The organism is Spiroplasma endosymbiont of Dasysyrphus albostriatus (assembly GCF_964019495.1).
In the GTDB taxonomy this organism is placed as follows: Bacteria; Bacillota_I; Bacilli_A; order Mycoplasmatales; family VBWQ01; genus Spiroplasma_E.
Genome location: NZ_OZ026447.1, coordinates 1,438,435 through 1,456,960, shown reverse-complemented (window position 1 = coordinate 1,456,960; position 18,526 = coordinate 1,438,435). Strand labels below are relative to the sequence as shown.

Here is an 18,526-nt window from a genome sequence, read left to right as displayed (position 1 = left end):
TTAAACACAATGGTATATGAGACAATTCATATATCGTTGTGTTTATTTTAAAAAAATAAAAAGAAAGGGGATATTATGAATGTAGAAATAATTGGTTGATTAGCAGTCGCTGTAAATAGTTTTATATTTTTACCCCAAATTATCAAAATCATAAAAACAAAAAGAGTACGTGATTTATCATTTTTTATGTTATTAATTCAATTACTATCTTGTTTTTTATGAATAACTTATGGAATATTTATAAAAAATTGAGAAGTCGTAAGTTTAGATTTAATAATCTTAATATCTACAATTATTATTTTAGGATTTAAATTAAATATTCATTATAAAGAACCATAAAAATAGATCACCATAACTATGGTGATCTATTTACATTAAAAACTTTTCTTTTTAACAAACTGTTCTTTTTTAAATAATTTCCAAAATAAACTTCATCTAGAACTTAAATTCTTTACAAATGTTTTCATAAAAATCAACTCTTTAAAATAAATTTAAATTTAAATTCCTTAATTTAGGAATATTTACATTTTAATAAATTCATACATTTTTTTCAATTTTTTTGCGTAAACGTCAAATTAATATTAAAAATAAATTAATATTAAAAATCAAGTAATTTTTATTTTTAATTTGGTAAAAATGATCTTTCATTAATTGAAGACACTTCAACTAATAAAAATAGTCCTAAAAAGTGTTGCCATTCCACATTTAAAGTCGTATAATTAATTTATAATTAAATCATTAATTTCATATAAATTATTTTAGGATTTTACTTTTTTAATTACAAAAGCACCCAACATTGGGTGTTTTTTATTTTTTAATTGAAAGGATGAAATATTATGAAAAAATTACTAAGTATGATAAGTGCGATTACTCTAGTTGGAACAGTTGGCATTACTAACATGACCCATGTTAGTTTTCAAAAAAATGAAACAAATCATAAAAAACAATATAATGATAAAAATGATGTTTTTTTAACATCTTCCAACATTACTAATTTTGAAAATAGATGGTTTGAACATTCTTCATTCAAACCAACTGGTTATTTTTTAAAAAGTGATGAAGTTTTTACAATAGAATTTAATAGAAAATTACAAAATAATGAAATTAAAAATATTAAATTAACAATTGGTCAATGAGGAAACTATAAAAATTTAAATAATAACAAAAATAATGTTTTTCAAAATATTGAAATTTTAAATAATAAAAATATTTTAGAATTTAAAACAAACATAGAGGGAGTGTTATATATTAACGATAATAATCAAACCGATTTATATATAAAAAATATAAAATCAGTTCATGAAATTAAAAATATTATTAAAATTCCCACTTTTAAAATTAATGAAACAGATCAAGATGAATTTATTACACAAGTTATTGAAACAAATTCACCTTTTGTTGAATTTGTTTCAAAACACTATATTGCTACCATGCAAACTAATATGATAAAATATGAAGTTTTAGCTAATTTAAAGCGTTCTTTTAACGAAACTTTATGACATTGAGATAATATTTGAAATTGAACAAATGAAATTTACGGTTTAAATGAAGCAAGTAATGATATAAATAAAAAATATAATCAATATATTCATATTGCAAACTCTGATGATAGTGGTGGTTATGCTAATGCAAGTAATGGACGAATAATGTTTCATAATACTTATAATGCAGGAAAAGATTTATTTTTATTGAGTTTAAAAGATCAATGAGGATTGTGACATGAAACAGGACATACATATCAAACACAACAATATAAATGATATAATATGACTGAAACATCAGTAAATATTAGTTCATTATATATAGCACAAAAAATGAAAGTTAAAAGTATTAAAATATTTGACGTTCATAATTATAATAAAAATATAATTATACCTTTTCATAATTTATGAGACAGTAAAAAAGAGATAAGTGAATATTTAAATAAACCAAATACTGAAAAAGATTATCATAAAATTGAAAATGTATTTGTTAAATTGACGATGCTTTGACAATTACAAGTTGGTTTTGGTGATAACTTTTATCCAATTTTAAGTCAAAAATATCGTTTAATTAATCAAATACCAAACTCATGAGACAATTTTAATAATGATGAAAAAAAGATACAAGAATTTATTAAAATAACTTCTCAAATATCTGGTTATAATTTATCACCTTTTTTTAAAAAATGAGGTTTACCAACAACTGATGATACTGAAAATTCAATTAAAAAATTAAAACCACTCACAAAACAAATTTGACTTAATTTTAATGATTCAGAAACAATAAAAAAACCAATTGTACAAGAAAAAATTCTAGTCTTACCATTATTGAATTTTTCTGGAATTAAATCAAAAAATGTTTCAGTAAATTTTGGTCAAGACTATAATTTAAAAGAAAATATTAAAGAATTATTTATTATTCCTGATTCAATCAATCTTAACGATTTAAAAGTAAAAATTGATTATAATACTTTATCTACAATAAATAAAAATATAAGTGTTGTTTTGGAACTGAAACAAAATCATAAACAAACAAATATTAAAACTTTTAAATTTAAAGTAAATTTAAACAATACTATCTTATTTCAAGGAATTAATGATGAGGATGAAAGTACTTATAAAGGTATTATGGCATTTGATACTAAAATACAAAAGATAAAATTTTATGGAAATAATGATATAATTCACAATTATTTTAATAATCAAATCTATTATAATATTCGTTTTGAAACTAAATATGGTGAATTTAAAAATCTAAAAATTACTGGAAATAAAACTTGACAACAGGTTATTAAAGAAGAAAAATTAAATGATAATATGGGATATGTCGAAGGCTATGGATTTAAAATTACCATTGTACCAAGCGAAGGCAATAGAGTTCGAGTTTTTGAAAACGGAAAATATAAACCATTAGGAGGAACAAAACAATATACTATTAAAAATAATCAATTAATAGAAATAACTAAATAAATATTTTCAAATGTATCTTAAATTCATTCAAAACAAGCCTAATTAGGCTTGTTTTGAATGAATTTAAGATATAAATAACTAATTAAGACTTTTTCAATGATGGAATGGCAACACTTTTTAGGACTATTTTTTAGTATACATTTGTTTTTGATAGTTAGTGGGAGTTAAGTAGTTTAAAGTGCTGTGGATTCTTATGTTGTTATATCAATTGATATAATCAAATAATTCTAATTTTAATGTGTCATTATCGGATAAAAATTTCCCTTTAGTTATCGAGTAAAAATTTCCCAAAAGTGAAGTTATTATTTTATACTACCAAATATTTAATTTAAAAAATCTCTAATTAGAGATTTTTATTTTTTTAATACTAAACCATATAAAATTTTAAACCGTTTGTTTATGAGCAAATTTGGTGCCCTAAAATTGATTTTAAATATAAAAGAAATTATAATTGCAATCTCTCATTTTTACATTTGTGGCAAGTTTGATTTAGTCGAATTTATTAATAAATTATTTAAAGTTGCATTATTAATTTTATTAACATCTATATTTATTTCACTATTTGATTTTCTTATATATAGCTAACTAAAGTAATGTTTACTCATATCTTGAAAAACAAAATCAATTGCGTTTTTAATATTTGGTCAATAATTTGGTAATATTTTTTTTATATTATGTTTTATAGCAAATCAAAAATGTTCAATTGGATTTAAATTAGGAGAATATGGTGGAAGAAATAATAGTTTGCATCCAGCATTTTCAATTAATTGTTTTGTTGCTTTAGATTTATGAAACGTCGCATTATCTAAAACTATAATTTGTCCACACTTTAATACTGGAATTAGTATATTTTTAACATATGATTCAAAAATTTTACTATTGCAATGTCCTTCAAATGCTCATAGAGCTTTTAATTTACCTTTATTTAGTGCACCAATTATACTCATTCTCTTTATTTTATATGCAGGTTTATTATCAAATAATCTTTTACCTTTTTCAGACCAACCATATTTATAAAATTCATTATCATCAATTCCAGATTCATCAATATATACCAAATCTTCATTCATTATTTTCGCTATTTCTTTTAAAAAATCTTCTTGTTTATTTTTATCTCTTTGTTCATATAGAAAAGTTTTTTTTATATGTATAATTTAGTTTTTTGAAATAGTTATAAACTGTTTCTTTTGTCATATCACCAAATTTTTCAATTACTTTTTGAACTGTAACATCTTTATTTTCTGCTAAATAATTTTTTAATTCATCTAAATCCTTTATTTTGTGGCTATGTCCTTTTTGATAATTCAAAATTGGTTTTATATTTCCGGTTTTTTGCTTTCTTTTTCTTCATAAAAATAAAGTCTTTCTAGTGATATTGAACACTTTACAAATTTCTTTAATTTTCATGTTTTTACTTTCATAAACTTCTATTACTTTTCTTCGTAAGTCCTCACTGTATGGTTTTGGCATAATTTAATCTTCCTAATCTATTTTAATTATTGCTGAATTATACTTGTAAGTGCAAGAATTGTTTAAATTACATATTATTATTTTACATTATTTATGAGTAAACATTACTTTCGTTAGCTATAATTTAATTTGTTTTGATAATGTAAATTCTTTTTGTTGTTCAATTAATTCATCAACTTGATTTCTAGTATAAAATGCTTTTAAGTCAATTTTTTCAATATCTATTTCATCATCATTATAACTTGAAAATATTTGTTTTAATTCTGTTAATCTTGCTCATATTTTCATTCTACTAGGTGCTAAATCTCAAACATTAATCGTAGGAGTACTATTTGCACTAAATTGACTACCATTATTAAATTGAATAGTAGCATCAACATTAAATTCAATTGGTGTACGATTAAATACTCAATGTTCAACCATTACATAAACCATATCTCTTAATGTTTCTTTAATTAATTCATCTTTAAAACTATCAAAAGGAAATTTAGATAAAATAAAATCAAGATAAGCATTAATATCATTTTGAGCACGAATAGCAAAAGTTTTAAATCAATCATTAACATTAGGTCATGTCTGTATATATTGCTGTGGGGTTTCTGTAATTTTTCCAGTTAATGGATATCAGTTATTATAATTTTCAAGACTGACATCAGTTCAAAGTTTATTAATCATAATTTATCATTCCTTAAAAAATGCTTTTTTATAATGCTTAGTTTTTGTTTTAGTTTTTCTATGTGATATATGGATAATTTCTTTTTGTAACTTTTTCTTACCTTTTTTTACAACTTGACTATATGCAAATTTTTCTAAATGATGTAATAGTCCAGTGCCAAATAAAGTATTAACTGAAAATTTTAAACCAACACTTTTAAATGATTTATTAATATTTTCAATAGGATTATTAATAACATTTACTACTTTATGATAAGTTCTTACTATTCTAAATATTTCTCTATATACTTTAAAACTATCTCTAATTACTTGTTGAACCACTGGTGGAGCAAATGCTATTGCTTTTAATCATTTATTATGATTAACACCATAACCAATGTATCAACCACTATATCAACGATATCAATGAAATGGATGTATTTGAGTAACAAAAGTTTTTGCTTTAAGAATACTATCAACAACTGTAATTGGTTTATACTTAGGATTACGATGATAAATAGTAATTGCACATTTATCTAATGATAAAGGTTGAATTTTACAACCCATAAATACTGGTGAATTTAATGGAATTAATTGTGCATGTTTAATTGCTCTTTTCTCTGCACTAGTAAATAAATCAGTTGCTTTTTCTTTTAATTTATTAATTTTTTCAAATACTTGTTTTTCTAACTTTTCAAATTTTTCTTGTAATTTATATATATAGCTAACTAAAGTAATGTTTACTCATATCTTGAAAAACAAAATCAATCGCGTTTTTAATATTTGGTCAATAATTTGGTAATATTTTTCTTATATTATGTTTTATAGCAAATCAAAAATGTTCAATTGGATTTAAATTAGGAGAATATGGTGGAAGAAATAATAGTTTGCATCCAGCATTTTCAATTAATTGTTTTGTTGCTTTAGATTTATGAAACGTCGCATTATCTAAAACTATAATTTGTCCACACTTTAATACTGGAATTAGTATATTTTTAACATATGATTCAAAAATTTTACTATTGCAATGTCCTTCAAATGCTCATAGAGCTTTTAATTTACCTTTATTTAGTGCACCAATTATACTCATTCTCTTTATTTTATATGCAGGTTTATTATCAAATAATCTTTTACCTTTTTCAGACCAACCATATTTATAAAATTCATTATCATCAATTCCAGATTCATCAATATATACCAAATCTTCATTCATTATTTTCGCTATTTCTTTTAAAAAATCTTCTTGTTTATTTTTATCTCTTTGTTCATATAGAAAAGTTTTTTTTATATGTATAATTTAGTTTTTTGAAATAGTTATAAACTGTTTCTTTTGTCATATCACCAAATTTTTCAATTACTTTTTGAACTGTAACATCTTTATTTTCTGCTAAATAATTTTTTAATTCATCTAAATCCTTTATTTTGTGGCTATGTCCTTTTTGATAATTCAAAATTGGTTTTATATTTCCGGTTTTTTGCTTTCTTTTTCTTCATAAAAATAAAGTCTTTCTAGTGATATTGAACACTTTACAAATTTCTTTAATTTTCATGTTTTTACTTTCATAAACTTCTATTACTTTTCTTCGTAAGTCCTCACTGTATGGTTTTGGCATAATTTAATCTTCCTAATCTATTTTAATTATTGCTGAATTATACTTGTAAGTGCAAGAATTGTTTAAATTACATATTATTATTTTACATTATTTATGAGTAAACATTACTTTCGTTAGCTATACTTTCTCGTATTTTTTCAAAATATGGTGTATCTTTTCAAAATTTATTTAAACCTTTTTTTAAATAAAATCTAATATCAAAATATTTAAAAGTTTTATTTGCTTTTAAAACAAGTTGATGAATAACATTATTTTTAAAATTAAATTTAATAGCATTTGCACGAATTTTTTGTAAATCCAAAATTAAAGATTTACCATATCTATTTTCTGTATGTATTGTATGAACTAAATTTAATCAATCATGTTGGTTCATAGATAGTACTTTTTTTAAATCAGTATTAAATTTTTTTAAAAAGTTATTTGCTTTTTCGATATCTTTAATTTTAAATTTAGGAGTTAATTGTGGACTTAATTTTATTAATATATTTTGTAATAATAAGTGTTCCATTAATTTTTCTGTTTCTAGTTTTTGAAAATTATTCTTATATTGTCTTTCAGCAACATAACCTAAATCTCGTAATACTGTTTCACGATTAGGAGTAAAACTATAATTCATTAAATAACGTTTATTACCAATAATTTTATCTGTTAAAATTTCTTTTCCACTTACTTGACTAATAATTTCTTGTAAGTTTTTTACTTCTTTAATTCCAACTTGTTCTAATGTTTTAGTTTTTTGTGCTAATTTAATAAATTTAGTTGTACGATAACCACGACTAATTTTATTAAGTCCAGCAAATGCAGGAAGTATATTAAAGAAAGTATTTAATTTTGTTACATTTCCTTTTAAATAATCATAAACTTGATTAATAGTAAAATCAGTTAAAAACTCTACACCAACAGCACTAATACTAGCAACTAAATCACTAGCACCTAATCCAAGTGCAAAACTTTCACTTAATCCACCAGTAAAAGGAGCAAGTGCTACTGCTATAACTTGTACACCAATCATTTCTAAAATTTCTCATCAAAAACTTTTATTTTCTTGTTGTTTACTTATTCTAGTATGTTTTGGTTTATTTATGTTTAAAAGTATTGCTGTACTAGTTGTACCAATTGGCATGGCATTTAATTTCCTTTATTTAAGAGTTATTTTAATAGGATTAGTTGTTCCTTTATAATTTAAGTCATTAACATTTGCAGTAATAGTTATATATAAGTCACCTGCTTTTTGTTTTTGATTACTTAGAACCTGTTTGGAATCTTTTTAATAAAATTATGCTAAAACAAGGAATAATCATTTATAAATACTTATTTAATTTTCATTTTATTTTCTTTTTTAATTTCTGGTTAAAAATATTTTATAATTTAATCAGTTGTCAACTAAAAATTTATTTTTTTACTATAAAATAAAATTTATAATATTAATTTAATTAAAAATTAGTCAAAAAAGATTCCAAACAGGTTCTTACATTAGTTTTCCCTTGTGCATCACTAAAATATTTAATAGTTGGATTTGTTAAATTTGGATTTAATGATTTAAGTTCATCTGTACTTTTTATTTGTGTATTTAATTCACTATTATTGTTATTAACATTTGCAGTAATATTAGTTGTTAAATTTGTAATTTTAGTTTTTAAATCAGTTTTCTCTGTTTTAATAATTCCGCATAACATTCATCTTGATGTTGTTTCATTATTGGAAATATAAGGTATTGATTCTCCAACAACTTCACCAGCAACTTTATATGCTCTTCCTGCTTTAGCATCTTTAATAAAGTCTACATAAATAATTGTTCTTTCTAACATGTATCTTTTCATTGCTCTTGGTGTTGCTAAAACAAAAGTCATTAGTTGTTGTTCATTTTTATCATTAGTAAAAATCATATAATCATCAAGAACGATTTCACATAATACACCTTTTACATATAAATTATTTCCATTTAAACGTAATTGTTGCGCTAACTGATTATCGGTGATTAAACCTTTATTATCTGCTAAATAAACTAAACTATCATAAAGACCATTAGTAATAAAAAATTTACTATTTGCAATGTTTCTAAATTGAAACAAAGTATTTCAAGCAGATAACATTGATTTTAAATATCCTATTGGTGTTGTATCTTCAATATCTATTTTAGTAGCAGATTTTGCAATTGCTTCTGTATCATCAATTGCTAATTTATCTGCTAAATCATTTGCAACTTCATATTGCATACTATCTAATAAATTTTGTCCATTATTTGCATTTAAATCTACATCTGCAATAATTTCTCCTGCAAGATATTTTTTAGTTATTTTTTTACTAATTTTATCTGTATCAACATATGGTAATTCATATCTTTTACTTTTATCATCTCAAGCAATAATCTTAACTTCTGGTTTTTTTGGTTTTTTAACAATAAATTCAATATTTACTGAATCAACAATTTCAGTAGGAAAAAAGTTTGCCCATGGACTATTTGAAATTTTAAAAAATTCTATAAATTCTGGTGCTTCTACTAATCTCTCTGTATTGTCTAAATTTTGATTAAATGGTACTGACATTTTATTTCTTCCTTTCGTTTATAAATAATTTTTCTTTTTATAATTAATTAAAAAATTTTCTTTATCATTTGTTTTATTATTAATAATTATTTGTTTATTGCCACCTGTATTAATTGTTTGTTTAAATACTGGTTGTTCTTTAATCATTTTTTTAATAGTTTCTTCAATTTTTGAATTTTCTAGATTACTTGTTTTAAATTTTAAAAAATCATAAAATTCAGTTTTAACTTGATATTTTTTAAATATATTAATCATTTCTTTTTCTTTAATTTCTTGATTAAGTTTATTTAACTTATTTTCTGCTTCATTAACTTTATTTTCTATTTCTTGTGAAGAAGCATTATTTTCAGTTAAAGGTTCAGTTGTTTGTTGAACATTATTTTCATTTTCTAACATTTACATCACCACTTTTTATTTATTTTCTTTATTAATTTTTTCGTTTAATTTTGCTAATTTTTTTTGATGTTTGATAATTTTGTTATTTGCTCTAACATGTTTTGGAGTTGTGATAAATCTTTTTAATAAAACAATAATTTCTCTGCAAATTAATGTTCCAACACTTGTTCCGATAATTATTAATTCATGTAAAAATTCTTTCATTTCAATATTTTCCTTTCAACTATTTATTTTCCATTTCACTTTCACTTTTTAAAATAAATCTAATAAGATTATCAATTTTTTTATTTAATTTGTTACTTAATTCTTGTTGGTTTGAAGTTGCAATACCATCATATCTATTAACTAATTTATTTCTTAAATCTAATGCTTCATTTAATAGACTTCTTGCAAAACTGTGATTATTATCATAGTTTTTAAATTTAAAATTTTATTTTAATAACACTTTTAATATTTATTAAAAATTATTATTCAAAATATGTCTTATTTTTTCTTCATTAAAATAGAACAAAAATTATTATTTAAAATAACAAAATTTAAAATATTAAATTTTTGAAGATTTTTAATTTAAAAGTTGTAAATTATAAATTGAAGCTATTAAATTAAATCTTAAAGCAAATCTTTTTCTTCTATTTCGATATTTTTCACTAATAATTTTAAATTTTTTCAGTATAGCAAAAATATTTTCTATAACAACTCTCATTTTTGAAATTTGTTTATTATTTTTCTTTTCTTCTCTAGTTAAAGGAATTTTCTTTGATTTTCTTTTTGGAATTAAAACATTAGGATGTATATTTTGTATTCCTTGATATCCCAAATCCACTAAAATAGTTGTTTGTGATAAAAATTTAACTTTTGAATCTTTTAAAATTTTAAAATCATGGTTTTTACCACAAGAAAAATAAGAACTTATAATTTTTTTACTATCTTGTTCAATTATAATTTGTGTTTTTATTGTGTGTTTTTTCTTTTTTCCTGAATAATATTTCTTTTGTCTTTTTTTGGGCGTTGGATAGCGCTTTCAGTAACATCAATAATAGCTGTTTTATCTTTAAAATTATTATTTAACAATGATTTTGCTCCATTAAGTTGCTGAAAATCAGGATGTTTTATTAAAGTATTTTCTATTCACTTGATATTTCTATAACAATTACTTTCACTAATTCCATAACTTTTAGCAATATGAAAATATGTTCGGTATTCACGTCAATATTCTAACGTCATTAATAATCTATTTTCTAAAGTTAATTTATTAGGTGTACCACCATTTTTAAACTTTTTTAATTCTTCTTTTTTTAAAATTTCTATCATTTTTTTAAAAACAATCTCATTTATACCAGTTAATCTTAATAGTTCTGCATTTTTAATAGCTTTTAATTTATCAAACATCATAAATTACCTATCTTTTTTTAATTTTAATTATATTTTAAAAATGAAAATTTTAATAGATAAGTCTCGCAAGAAGTCTAATCTTTCATAACCAAATTTAAGCGTTTCTCTTTTCTCTTTTATAATTTTTAAATCTTTTTCCATATCTTTATTCATAAATTACTCACCTCCTTTATAAACTCATGTGATTATAATCTCAATTTAATGAAGCATTATCGTGATTTAATGCTACTTCGCTCATATTATCACTACCGTATTGACTAGTTGTTTCACTATTAATTGTGAATCTATTATCATTTACTAATCTTGCAGTTTCATCATTAAATGATGTTTCTTGCATTTCTTGAATATGATTTGTAGTTTCCATAGGTAGTAAATTATGGATTATTTCACTTGCACCAGCAATAATAGTAGGTACTGCATAAGCATTATTAAAATCATTATTAATTCCCATTGCTACACCACTTGATATTAAACATCCACCAGTTGCCATATTACAAATCTTTCTTATTGTTTCAAATTTATTAGGTATTAACTCAGTTAATCCACTAATAAATTTGAAATACCATAAGCATTTAAACTAATATATGTATCTCAGTCCATTAATGACTGATTTTCTTGTTTATTTAATAGTAATCATGGAGGACCTTCTGTTGTAGTTGTAGTAGTTATTGGAATTGGTGTTGTTGGAATAATAGGACTAATATTACTTTCTGTTCATTTACTATAATTTGCTAAACCAATTGTTCCTAAACCTAATAATATTTTTTTACTACTATTAATTAACTTAGTTTTAGTATTTGGTCTTTGATTTAAATTTCAAATATCTAAACCTAATTTTTTACCAAATAATAAACTATTAATTGAACCTAATAGTGAATTGTTCATTACTTGACCATAATAAGCACTTGTACCAATCATTGCACAAATTGGACTTATTCCAGTTCTAATTAATTTAGTTAAAGTATAATTATTTGTTTCCATTTTTAGTCTCCTTGTTTTTAATTTTTTCCCATTTTTGGTCATTTTCATCTCATTTTTCAAATTTTTTATTTATTAAGTCTAATTTGAATATTGGCATTTTCTATTCTCCTTTAATTTGTTTTTATCAGTTCTCTTATAACATCTAATAAGGAATCTACTACATAAGAATTTAATTCAAATTCATAATTTCTAATTTTAATTTTTTCCTTCTGCATTTATTTATTCTCCTTTAATTTGTTTTAAATCATTTAATAGTTCTATAAATTTTTTCATCTCTTTTGAATGATAATCAATGCTTCAATAATCATCATTTCAATTAAAAATTATATGTGTATCTGAATGTAAAAATTCAACATTATCAATAAAAAATAATTTTTCATCTACATTTCATTTAATTAAAAATTCGCGTTTAGTCATATTTAATCTCCTTTAATTTTCTAATTTTTTAATTGTTACTTTAATTCAACCTTGATAAACATCATTATCACCAACTATTAATGCAACATTACTTTCGGGGTCAGAAACAATTATGTGTTTTGATTTAACATTTGGATATTGTCTTAAAATAATTGCTCTAATATCATTACTTGTATGAATTGCTTTTGGAAATGGTGATAATATTTCAATTTCATCTTTATTTTCAAACAAAGTAGGCAATATTATCATTAATCAAATTCTCCATTTTCAATTAATTCCTTTAAAATAAATAAAGTTACATCAGTTCTACGTTCTGGTTCTAATTTAATTAAATTATTAATATGATTAATTAGTTTTTCTTTATTCATAATTTAATCTCTCTTTCCTAACTCTTTTATTTTGTTTTTGTTTACATAAGTTATTACATTTATGAGCAAAAACTCTACCATAACCACATTTATTATTTTTTTTAATTTTTATTATCATTAGTTTTAAAACAATTTTTACAATTTGGTCAATTATAATTTTCTTTACAATCAATACACATTTTCATTATTTACTCTCCTTTGGATGTTGAAATTGAACAGCTTTACAATTATCACATCTAAATATTAATTCAATACTTACATTTTCATGTTCACATTTATTCATTAGTTATTCCTTTCATTTTTTAAATCATTTAACATTAATTGAACAAAATGCACGATTTTTTTTAATATTTAAAGTATTAAAGATTTCACCAGTTACTATAATTTCATCGTTTTTGTTTAATAAAATACAGCGTCTATAAAGTTTTGGTTTATTAAAAATTAAAGTAACATAGTTTAATCCATTTCATTGACCACGAACACTATAATATAATTCTTTATTACCTTTTTCGTAATATTTTGCTTCAATAGTGTTACTAAGTTTTACTGTTAATTTGACATAATTTGTTTTATCTTTCATTTTTATAATTTCCTTAAATAATTATCAAAAATTAATATTTTTTTATGATTTTTTAAATAATATTGAATATGTTTATAAGCATCTTGTTCATGTTTTGTTAATTTTATATTTCCTTTATAATTTTCTATTTTAGTTTTATTTTTTGGTTCACTTTCTAGATAATCTCAATTTATAACATCTTGTACTAATACCATTAATGCACCAATAATTTTAGGGGTTGCTAATGGATTAGTTAATAATTGTTTTGAACTTAAAAAGAAATTTTCTACAATAACTAATATTTTTTTATCAATAAATTTTTCTTTAATTAATTGAAATTTTTCTTTATAAATATTTTTAGTTCATAAAACAGTTAATGTATTGAATGTTTCATTAAAAACAATATTATTAGTTTCACTTGAATATATAACCATTCCATTATTACCAATTCCAGCAGGGTCAATTCCAATAATTAAGTCATATTGCATTAATTAAGTTAACCTCTAATAACTGTTTTAATAATTTCTAAATCACAATTACATCAACAATATTTACATTCTTCAATAAATTCTTTATGACCACAAACTAAATTATATTTTTGTAAACTATCAATAAGTTTAATTAATCCTACTCTATATTCAATATCATCACTATCCGTTATGCAAATCGTTCCTCTTTTAGTTAAATATTCTTTATCCATACTTATACCTCCTACTTAACCTAATATTTAAAATACAGTCATAACAAATTGCTTTATTATTTTTGTCTCTTAAAAAGTTTTGTCTTGTTTTTATATCATTAGTATTAAAGAATAAATAATCTAATTTATGTTGTTTACATGTTCAACAAAAATACTTTTTCATAATAGTTCTTTCTAATATATTCTTTATGCTACAAGCAACAGAATATATATTTTTATTTTTATATTATTAATACTATTAGTTTTATTCATTCCAGCAATTCTGGGCTCAAAAATAAATTATGAAATTTTAAAAAGAAATCGAGGCATTCGATTCAATATTTATTTAATTTGTGTTAAACAAATTAATATTTTAATTGAACCGGCACCGCTCAATTTTTTTTACAAGTTTGAAATTTATTTTCTCGCCCAAAAAAATTTTCAAAAAAAAATAAAAAATAAAACCAACACTTGCTCACTGGGGAGTGGCAAGGTTGGTTAAATAAAGAATAGAATTAATACAATAGGTCCCTACAACAGGTCTATATATACTAGTTTCCAATTCGCTCCCACCCCAAGAATTACCATTTACTGGTTAGTATATTTTATTAGGTATCACTCCACTTTTTATTTATCCATGCAAGTCCACATGCTAGCTACTATTTTTAACAACTGTGTTGTAGTTCACTTTTTTAGTTCCCTAACACGTGTTGATAATAGTGCTAAAGACGGTTATTAAAAATTTTAAAATTTTACAATTACAAAAAAAGACAAGATTTTTATTCTCGTCTTTTGTCATTTATTTTTAATTCAAGGGTAAAAAAAAGAAAGGAGCTATTTTTAAAACTTTTTAGTTACCGACATCTTCGACACGCTCCCAGAAAAAATAATAAATATCTTGCAATTTGACGTGCTGAAGGTCGATATGCAGCAGTAGCATCAATGATTCAAAATGTTAGACCATTACCTATATTATTAAGTGAACCTCATTTTGCAAGTAAAATTATAGTTGAAACATTTGCAGCTAGTTATTGAACTAATTATCATACACAATTTTGAGGATTATGAGTAAATGCTGATAATGGTTATTGACCTCAATATACTACTATACCTAGTTCAAATGATACTAATAAGATAAAAAATGTTAAAATTCTTTCTGAATTAAATAATACTTATTTTAATAAATTATTCTTTGTTATTGAAAAATATTTAAATGATTCAGGTATTAAATGTCGTATTTCTAAAAAAGCAGTAAAAGATTGATATTCTAGTTTATATTTATATGGAGTTGGAAATATTCAATTTAATAATCAATATGACGATTATAATAATGGCAAAAAACGACAATATTATATTCAAGTTAATTTTGATGTTTTATTCTTTGATAATAATGATTCTTCTTCAGATATTTCACAAGAGTTTGCTGGTGTAGTATTTACTTTAAGTGATGAATTAGATTTATATTCTTAACAACTAAAAAAACAAAATAAAATAATTAAGTAAATTTACTTAATTATTTTATACTGTCAATTCGGTAATGTTTAGTAATCTGTGTAACTTACAAAAATAACTATGTTTAATTAGTTCTAGTAAATATAATTAATTTTCTAGAAAGAGTGAGTTACAGATGGCTAAAAAGCAAAATATTAATAACAATGATCCAATATCACAAGCAGTAGATTTATTATTAGAAAATACTGAAGATTTAACAACAGTTTTTAAAGAGGGAGGATTATATAAAGAATTAACAAAAAGATTAGTAGAAAAAATGTTGAATTCTGAGATGCAAAATTATTTAGGATATGATAAGAATCAACATAGTAATAGTGACAATGCTCGTAATGGTATAAGTTCAAAAAAATTAATAACCCAACAAGGTAAAATTGAAATTGATGTACCAAGAGATCGTAATAGTAATTTTAATCCTGTAATAGTTGCAAAAAGACAAAGAAGATTTGATGGTTTTGATCAACAAGTTCTTTCTTTATATGCAAAAGGTATGACATTATCAGATATTAGAATGCAATTACAAGAGTTATATCATGGTGCTGATATTAGTGAAAGTGTTATTAGTCAAATTACTGATGATGTTATTGATGACTTCAAAGCATGGCAAAATCGACCATTATATAGTGTTTATCCGATTGTTTATTTTGATTGTATAGTAGTTAAAGTACGACAAGATAAACGGATTATTAATAAATCAGTTTATATAGCTTTAGGAGTTGATTTAGAAGGTAAAAAAGATGTTTTAGGTTTATGAATTAGTGAAAATGAAGGTTCTAAATTTTGATTAGCCAATTTCACAGAAATGAAAAATCGTGGCTTAAATGATATTCTGATTGCTTGTAGTGATAATTTAACAGGCATGTCAGAAGCAATACAATCAGTTTATCCTAAAACCGAACATCAATTATGCATCGTTCATCAAATTAGAAATAGTTTGAAATATGTCTCATATAAGCATAGAAAATCTCTAGTTGCAGATTTAAAACCAATTTATACTGCATGTAGTGAAGAACAAGCAATGCAAGCTTTAGAATCATTTGAAAATAAATGAACTAAACAATATCCACAAATTGCTAAATCTTGATATAAAAATTGAGATAATTTAATGGTTTTTATTAGTTATCCTGCAAAAATAAAAAGGGTAATTTATACCACAAATGCTATTGAATCTGTTAATAGTCAATTACGAAAAGTCATCAGAAATAAAAAAGTTTTTCCTAACGATATGTCAGTTTTTAAAATATTTTATTTAGCAATTGACAATATAACAAAAAAATGAACAATGCCCATTCAAAATTGAAATACAGCAATTGCTCATTTTATGATAAAATTTGAAGACAGAATTAATCTGAATTAGTAACTTTGTAAAACAAAGAAACACAGATTATTAAAAAGCCTCGTCAATTCAGTTATTTTTATTTAATAGAAGTAGTTCAACCACGTGTTCTTTTAACTGCTTCTTGTCAACCCTTATAAAAAGTTTCTGCTTTTTTTTCTGTCATAATTGGTTTATATTCTTTTTCAATTTTATTTATTTTTTTAATATCATTAATATTTCAAAATCCAATTGCAAGTCCTGCTAAGTAAGCAGTACCCATTGCTGTAGTTTCAGTATTTTTAGGTTTAATTAAATTAGTACGACTAATGTCACTTTGGAATTGCATAATATATGAATTATTACTTGCTCCACCATCAACTTTAATCTTAATTTTTAAATCTTTTAAATCTTTATTTAATTTAACATCTGCTTGCATTGCCAGAATAACATCTTGTGACTGGTAAGCTAATGATTCAATGGTACCTTTAACAATATGTTCACGCTTCGTACCACGTTCTAAACCAAATATAGCGCCACGTGCTGTTGAATCTCAATAAGGGGCACCCAAACCAACAAAAGCAGGTACTACATATAAATACGTTGTTCTTCTTTGGGATCAACAATTTGTGAATATCATAGACTTTCATCGGAACGATATAACATTCGTAATTGATCACGTAAAAATTGAACAGCAGCCCCTGCAATAAAAACTGAACCTTCTAAAGCAAAAACTGGTTCTTCGCCTGATAATTGATAAGCAATAGTCGTTAGTAAACCTTGTTTTGAAAAAAGAGGAGTATTTCCAATGTTCATTAAAATAAAACAACCAGTACCATAAGTATTTTTGATTTCACTAGGTGTTAAACATAATTGACCAAATAATGCAGCTTGTTGATCACCAATTGCAGCAGTAATAGGAATTTCTTGCTCATCATTTTGGAATAACATTCCTTTATAAGTAGTTCCAATTTTACCTGAACTGGGAACTACTTCTGGTAACATATTTTTAGGAATATTAAATAATTCTAGTAATTCTTCATCTCATTTTTTAGTATTAATGTTGAATAACATTGTTCGTGAAGCATTTGTAATGTCAATAACATGTTTAGTTTTTTCAACATTATTTTCAATACCATTTGTTATTTTATAAATTAATCAACTATCAATAGTACCAAAAGCTAGTTTTCCTTTTTTTGCTAATTCACGTGCATTTTTAACATTATCTAAAATTCATTTTATTTTAGTAGCAGAAAAATAAGAATCAATTAGTAAGCCGGTTTTTTTATGAATTTTTTCTTTTCATCCTTTTTTTGCTAATTCTTCACAGTAATCTGCTGTTCTGCGATCTTGTCAAACAATAGCGTTATAAATTGGTAAACCTGTATCACGATTTCATACTACTGTTGTTTCACGTTGATTAGTAATACCAATTGCTTCAATTTGATTAGATTTAATATTACTTTTATTTAAAGCTTGTTGCATTGTTGTTAATTGATTATTTCAAATTCCAAGTGCATCATGTTCAACTCAACCTGATTGAGGGGGATAATGCTGAGGTATATCAATTTGATGGATACCAGTAATTTTTCCTTCTTTATCAATAATTAAAGTACGACAACTAGATGTACCTTCATCTAATGCCATAATATATTTTTTTTCTTCTGACGTATTAT

General features: G+C 23.1%; 24 protein-coding genes and 1 pseudogene. 4 read left to right on the top strand and 21 right to left on the bottom strand.

Features of this window, described 5'->3' with window-relative positions; translation table 4 throughout:
- Nucleotides 1-75 precede the first annotated feature (75 nt).
- Nucleotides 76-339 (top strand): SemiSWEET family sugar transporter, encoded by a 264-nt coding sequence (locus tag AACL11_RS08660; protein ID WP_338987440.1) that lies wholly within the window; start codon nucleotides 76-78, stop codon nucleotides 337-339.
- Between the two features lie 497 nt (nucleotides 340-836).
- Nucleotides 837-2,951 carry a M60 family metallopeptidase gene (locus tag AACL11_RS08655; protein WP_338987439.1) on the top strand — a complete coding sequence of 705 codons (2,115 nt, stop codon included), beginning with the start codon at nucleotides 837-839 and terminating at the stop codon, nucleotides 2,949-2,951.
- A 123-nt stretch (nucleotides 2,952-3,074) separates the two neighbouring features.
- On the opposite strand, the gene AACL11_RS08650 is transcribed toward AACL11_RS08655, so the two are convergent.
- From AACL11_RS08650 to AACL11_RS08555, 20 genes are all read right to left on the bottom strand, one after another.
- Nucleotides 3,075-3,242, bottom strand: coding sequence for an IS3 family transposase (locus AACL11_RS08650; RefSeq protein WP_422397929.1), 168 nt, complete (start codon nucleotides 3,240-3,242; stop codon nucleotides 3,075-3,077).
- Between the two features lie 290 nt (nucleotides 3,243-3,532).
- Nucleotides 3,533-4,033, bottom strand: coding sequence for an IS630 family transposase (locus tag AACL11_RS08645; protein WP_338988510.1), 501 nt, complete (start codon nucleotides 4,031-4,033; stop codon nucleotides 3,533-3,535).
- Between the two features lie 28 nt (nucleotides 4,034-4,061).
- Complete coding sequence (locus AACL11_RS08640) at nucleotides 4,062-4,421, bottom strand: helix-turn-helix domain-containing protein (RefSeq protein ID WP_338973555.1); 360 nt, start codon at nucleotides 4,419-4,421, stop codon at nucleotides 4,062-4,064.
- Between the two features lie 117 nt (nucleotides 4,422-4,538).
- Entirely contained in the window at nucleotides 4,539-5,096 is a 558-nt protein-coding gene (locus AACL11_RS08635) for a hypothetical protein (RefSeq protein ID WP_338987438.1), read from the bottom strand.
- A gap of 3 nt (nucleotides 5,097-5,099) precedes the next feature.
- Nucleotides 5,100-5,837: a hypothetical protein gene (locus tag AACL11_RS08630; protein ID WP_338987436.1), complete on the bottom strand. Its 738-nt coding sequence runs from the start codon at nucleotides 5,835-5,837 to the stop codon at nucleotides 5,100-5,102.
- Nucleotides 5,800-6,300: an IS630 family transposase gene (locus tag AACL11_RS08625; protein ID WP_338988468.1), complete on the bottom strand. Its 501-nt coding sequence runs from the start codon at nucleotides 6,298-6,300 to the stop codon at nucleotides 5,800-5,802. The genes AACL11_RS08630 and AACL11_RS08625 overlap by 38 nt, the downstream gene beginning before the upstream one ends.
- Before the next feature lie 28 nt (nucleotides 6,301-6,328).
- Nucleotides 6,329-6,688 (bottom strand): helix-turn-helix domain-containing protein, encoded by a 360-nt coding sequence (locus tag AACL11_RS08620; RefSeq protein ID WP_338973555.1) that lies wholly within the window; start codon nucleotides 6,686-6,688, stop codon nucleotides 6,329-6,331.
- Nucleotides 6,689-6,779: 91 nt separating this feature from the next.
- On the bottom strand, nucleotides 6,780-7,811 hold the full coding sequence (locus AACL11_RS08615) for a hypothetical protein (protein ID WP_338987435.1): 1,032 nt from the start codon (nucleotides 7,809-7,811) through the stop codon (nucleotides 6,780-6,782).
- A 310-nt stretch (nucleotides 7,812-8,121) separates the two neighbouring features.
- A complete protein-coding gene (locus AACL11_RS08610; RefSeq protein ID WP_338987434.1) occupies nucleotides 8,122-9,234 on the bottom strand; it encodes a hypothetical protein in 1,113 nt (370 codons plus the stop codon).
- Between the two features lie 18 nt (nucleotides 9,235-9,252).
- Nucleotides 9,253-9,630, bottom strand: a complete 378-nt coding sequence (locus AACL11_RS08605) for a hypothetical protein (protein ID WP_338987432.1) — start codon at nucleotides 9,628-9,630, stop codon at nucleotides 9,253-9,255.
- A 15-nt stretch (nucleotides 9,631-9,645) separates the two neighbouring features.
- Complete coding sequence (locus AACL11_RS08600) at nucleotides 9,646-9,834, bottom strand: hypothetical protein (protein WP_174480113.1); 189 nt, start codon at nucleotides 9,832-9,834, stop codon at nucleotides 9,646-9,648.
- Nucleotides 9,835-10,192: 358 nt separating this feature from the next.
- A protein-coding gene (locus AACL11_RS08595; protein WP_338986605.1) for an IS5 family transposase occupies nucleotides 10,193-11,022 on the bottom strand; the annotation gives its coding sequence in 2 pieces (ribosomal slippage) (nucleotides 10,193-10,626 and nucleotides 10,626-11,022; 831 coding nt in all).
- A gap of 27 nt (nucleotides 11,023-11,049) precedes the next feature.
- The gene (locus AACL11_RS08590; protein ID WP_338987431.1) at nucleotides 11,050-11,175 is read right to left on the bottom strand and encodes a hypothetical protein; all 126 of its coding nucleotides are present in this window, start codon (nucleotides 11,173-11,175) and stop codon (nucleotides 11,050-11,052) included.
- Nucleotides 11,176-11,191: 16 nt separating this feature from the next.
- Nucleotides 11,192-11,512: a hypothetical protein gene (locus AACL11_RS08585; protein ID WP_338987430.1), complete on the bottom strand. Its 321-nt coding sequence runs from the start codon at nucleotides 11,510-11,512 to the stop codon at nucleotides 11,192-11,194.
- A 47-nt stretch (nucleotides 11,513-11,559) separates the two neighbouring features.
- Complete coding sequence (locus AACL11_RS08580; protein WP_338987429.1) at nucleotides 11,560-12,003, bottom strand: hypothetical protein; 444 nt, start codon at nucleotides 12,001-12,003, stop codon at nucleotides 11,560-11,562.
- Between the two features lie 219 nt (nucleotides 12,004-12,222).
- Nucleotides 12,223-12,420, bottom strand: coding sequence for a hypothetical protein (locus AACL11_RS08575; protein WP_338979823.1), 198 nt, complete (start codon nucleotides 12,418-12,420; stop codon nucleotides 12,223-12,225).
- Nucleotides 12,421-12,432: 12 nt separating this feature from the next.
- Nucleotides 12,433-12,669, bottom strand: coding sequence for a hypothetical protein (locus tag AACL11_RS08570; RefSeq protein ID WP_174480108.1), 237 nt, complete (start codon nucleotides 12,667-12,669; stop codon nucleotides 12,433-12,435).
- A gap of 405 nt (nucleotides 12,670-13,074) precedes the next feature.
- Nucleotides 13,075-13,368: a hypothetical protein gene (locus tag AACL11_RS08565; protein ID WP_338986729.1), complete on the bottom strand. Its 294-nt coding sequence runs from the start codon at nucleotides 13,366-13,368 to the stop codon at nucleotides 13,075-13,077.
- Nucleotides 13,369-13,370: 2 nt separating this feature from the next.
- On the bottom strand, nucleotides 13,371-13,835 hold the full coding sequence (locus AACL11_RS08560) for a hypothetical protein (protein WP_338987427.1): 465 nt from the start codon (nucleotides 13,833-13,835) through the stop codon (nucleotides 13,371-13,373).
- Nucleotides 13,836-13,843: 8 nt separating this feature from the next.
- Nucleotides 13,844-14,047, bottom strand: coding sequence for a hypothetical protein (locus AACL11_RS08555; protein WP_338987426.1), 204 nt, complete (start codon nucleotides 14,045-14,047; stop codon nucleotides 13,844-13,846).
- 771 nt (nucleotides 14,048-14,818) lie between these two features.
- On the opposite strand from AACL11_RS08555, the gene AACL11_RS08550 reads away from it, so the two are divergent.
- Nucleotides 14,819-15,496, top strand: a complete 678-nt coding sequence (locus tag AACL11_RS08550; RefSeq protein WP_338987424.1) for a hypothetical protein — start codon at nucleotides 14,819-14,821, stop codon at nucleotides 15,494-15,496.
- Between the two features lie 157 nt (nucleotides 15,497-15,653).
- Entirely contained in the window at nucleotides 15,654-16,892 is a 1,239-nt protein-coding gene (locus tag AACL11_RS08545) for an IS256 family transposase (protein WP_338987423.1), read from the top strand.
- Nucleotides 16,893-16,950: 58 nt separating this feature from the next.
- Here the strand turns inward: AACL11_RS08545 and glpK are convergent.
- A pseudogene (gene glpK / locus AACL11_RS08535) lies at nucleotides 16,951-18,497 on the bottom strand (glycerol kinase GlpK).
- Nucleotides 18,498-18,526: the final 29 nt, after the last annotated feature.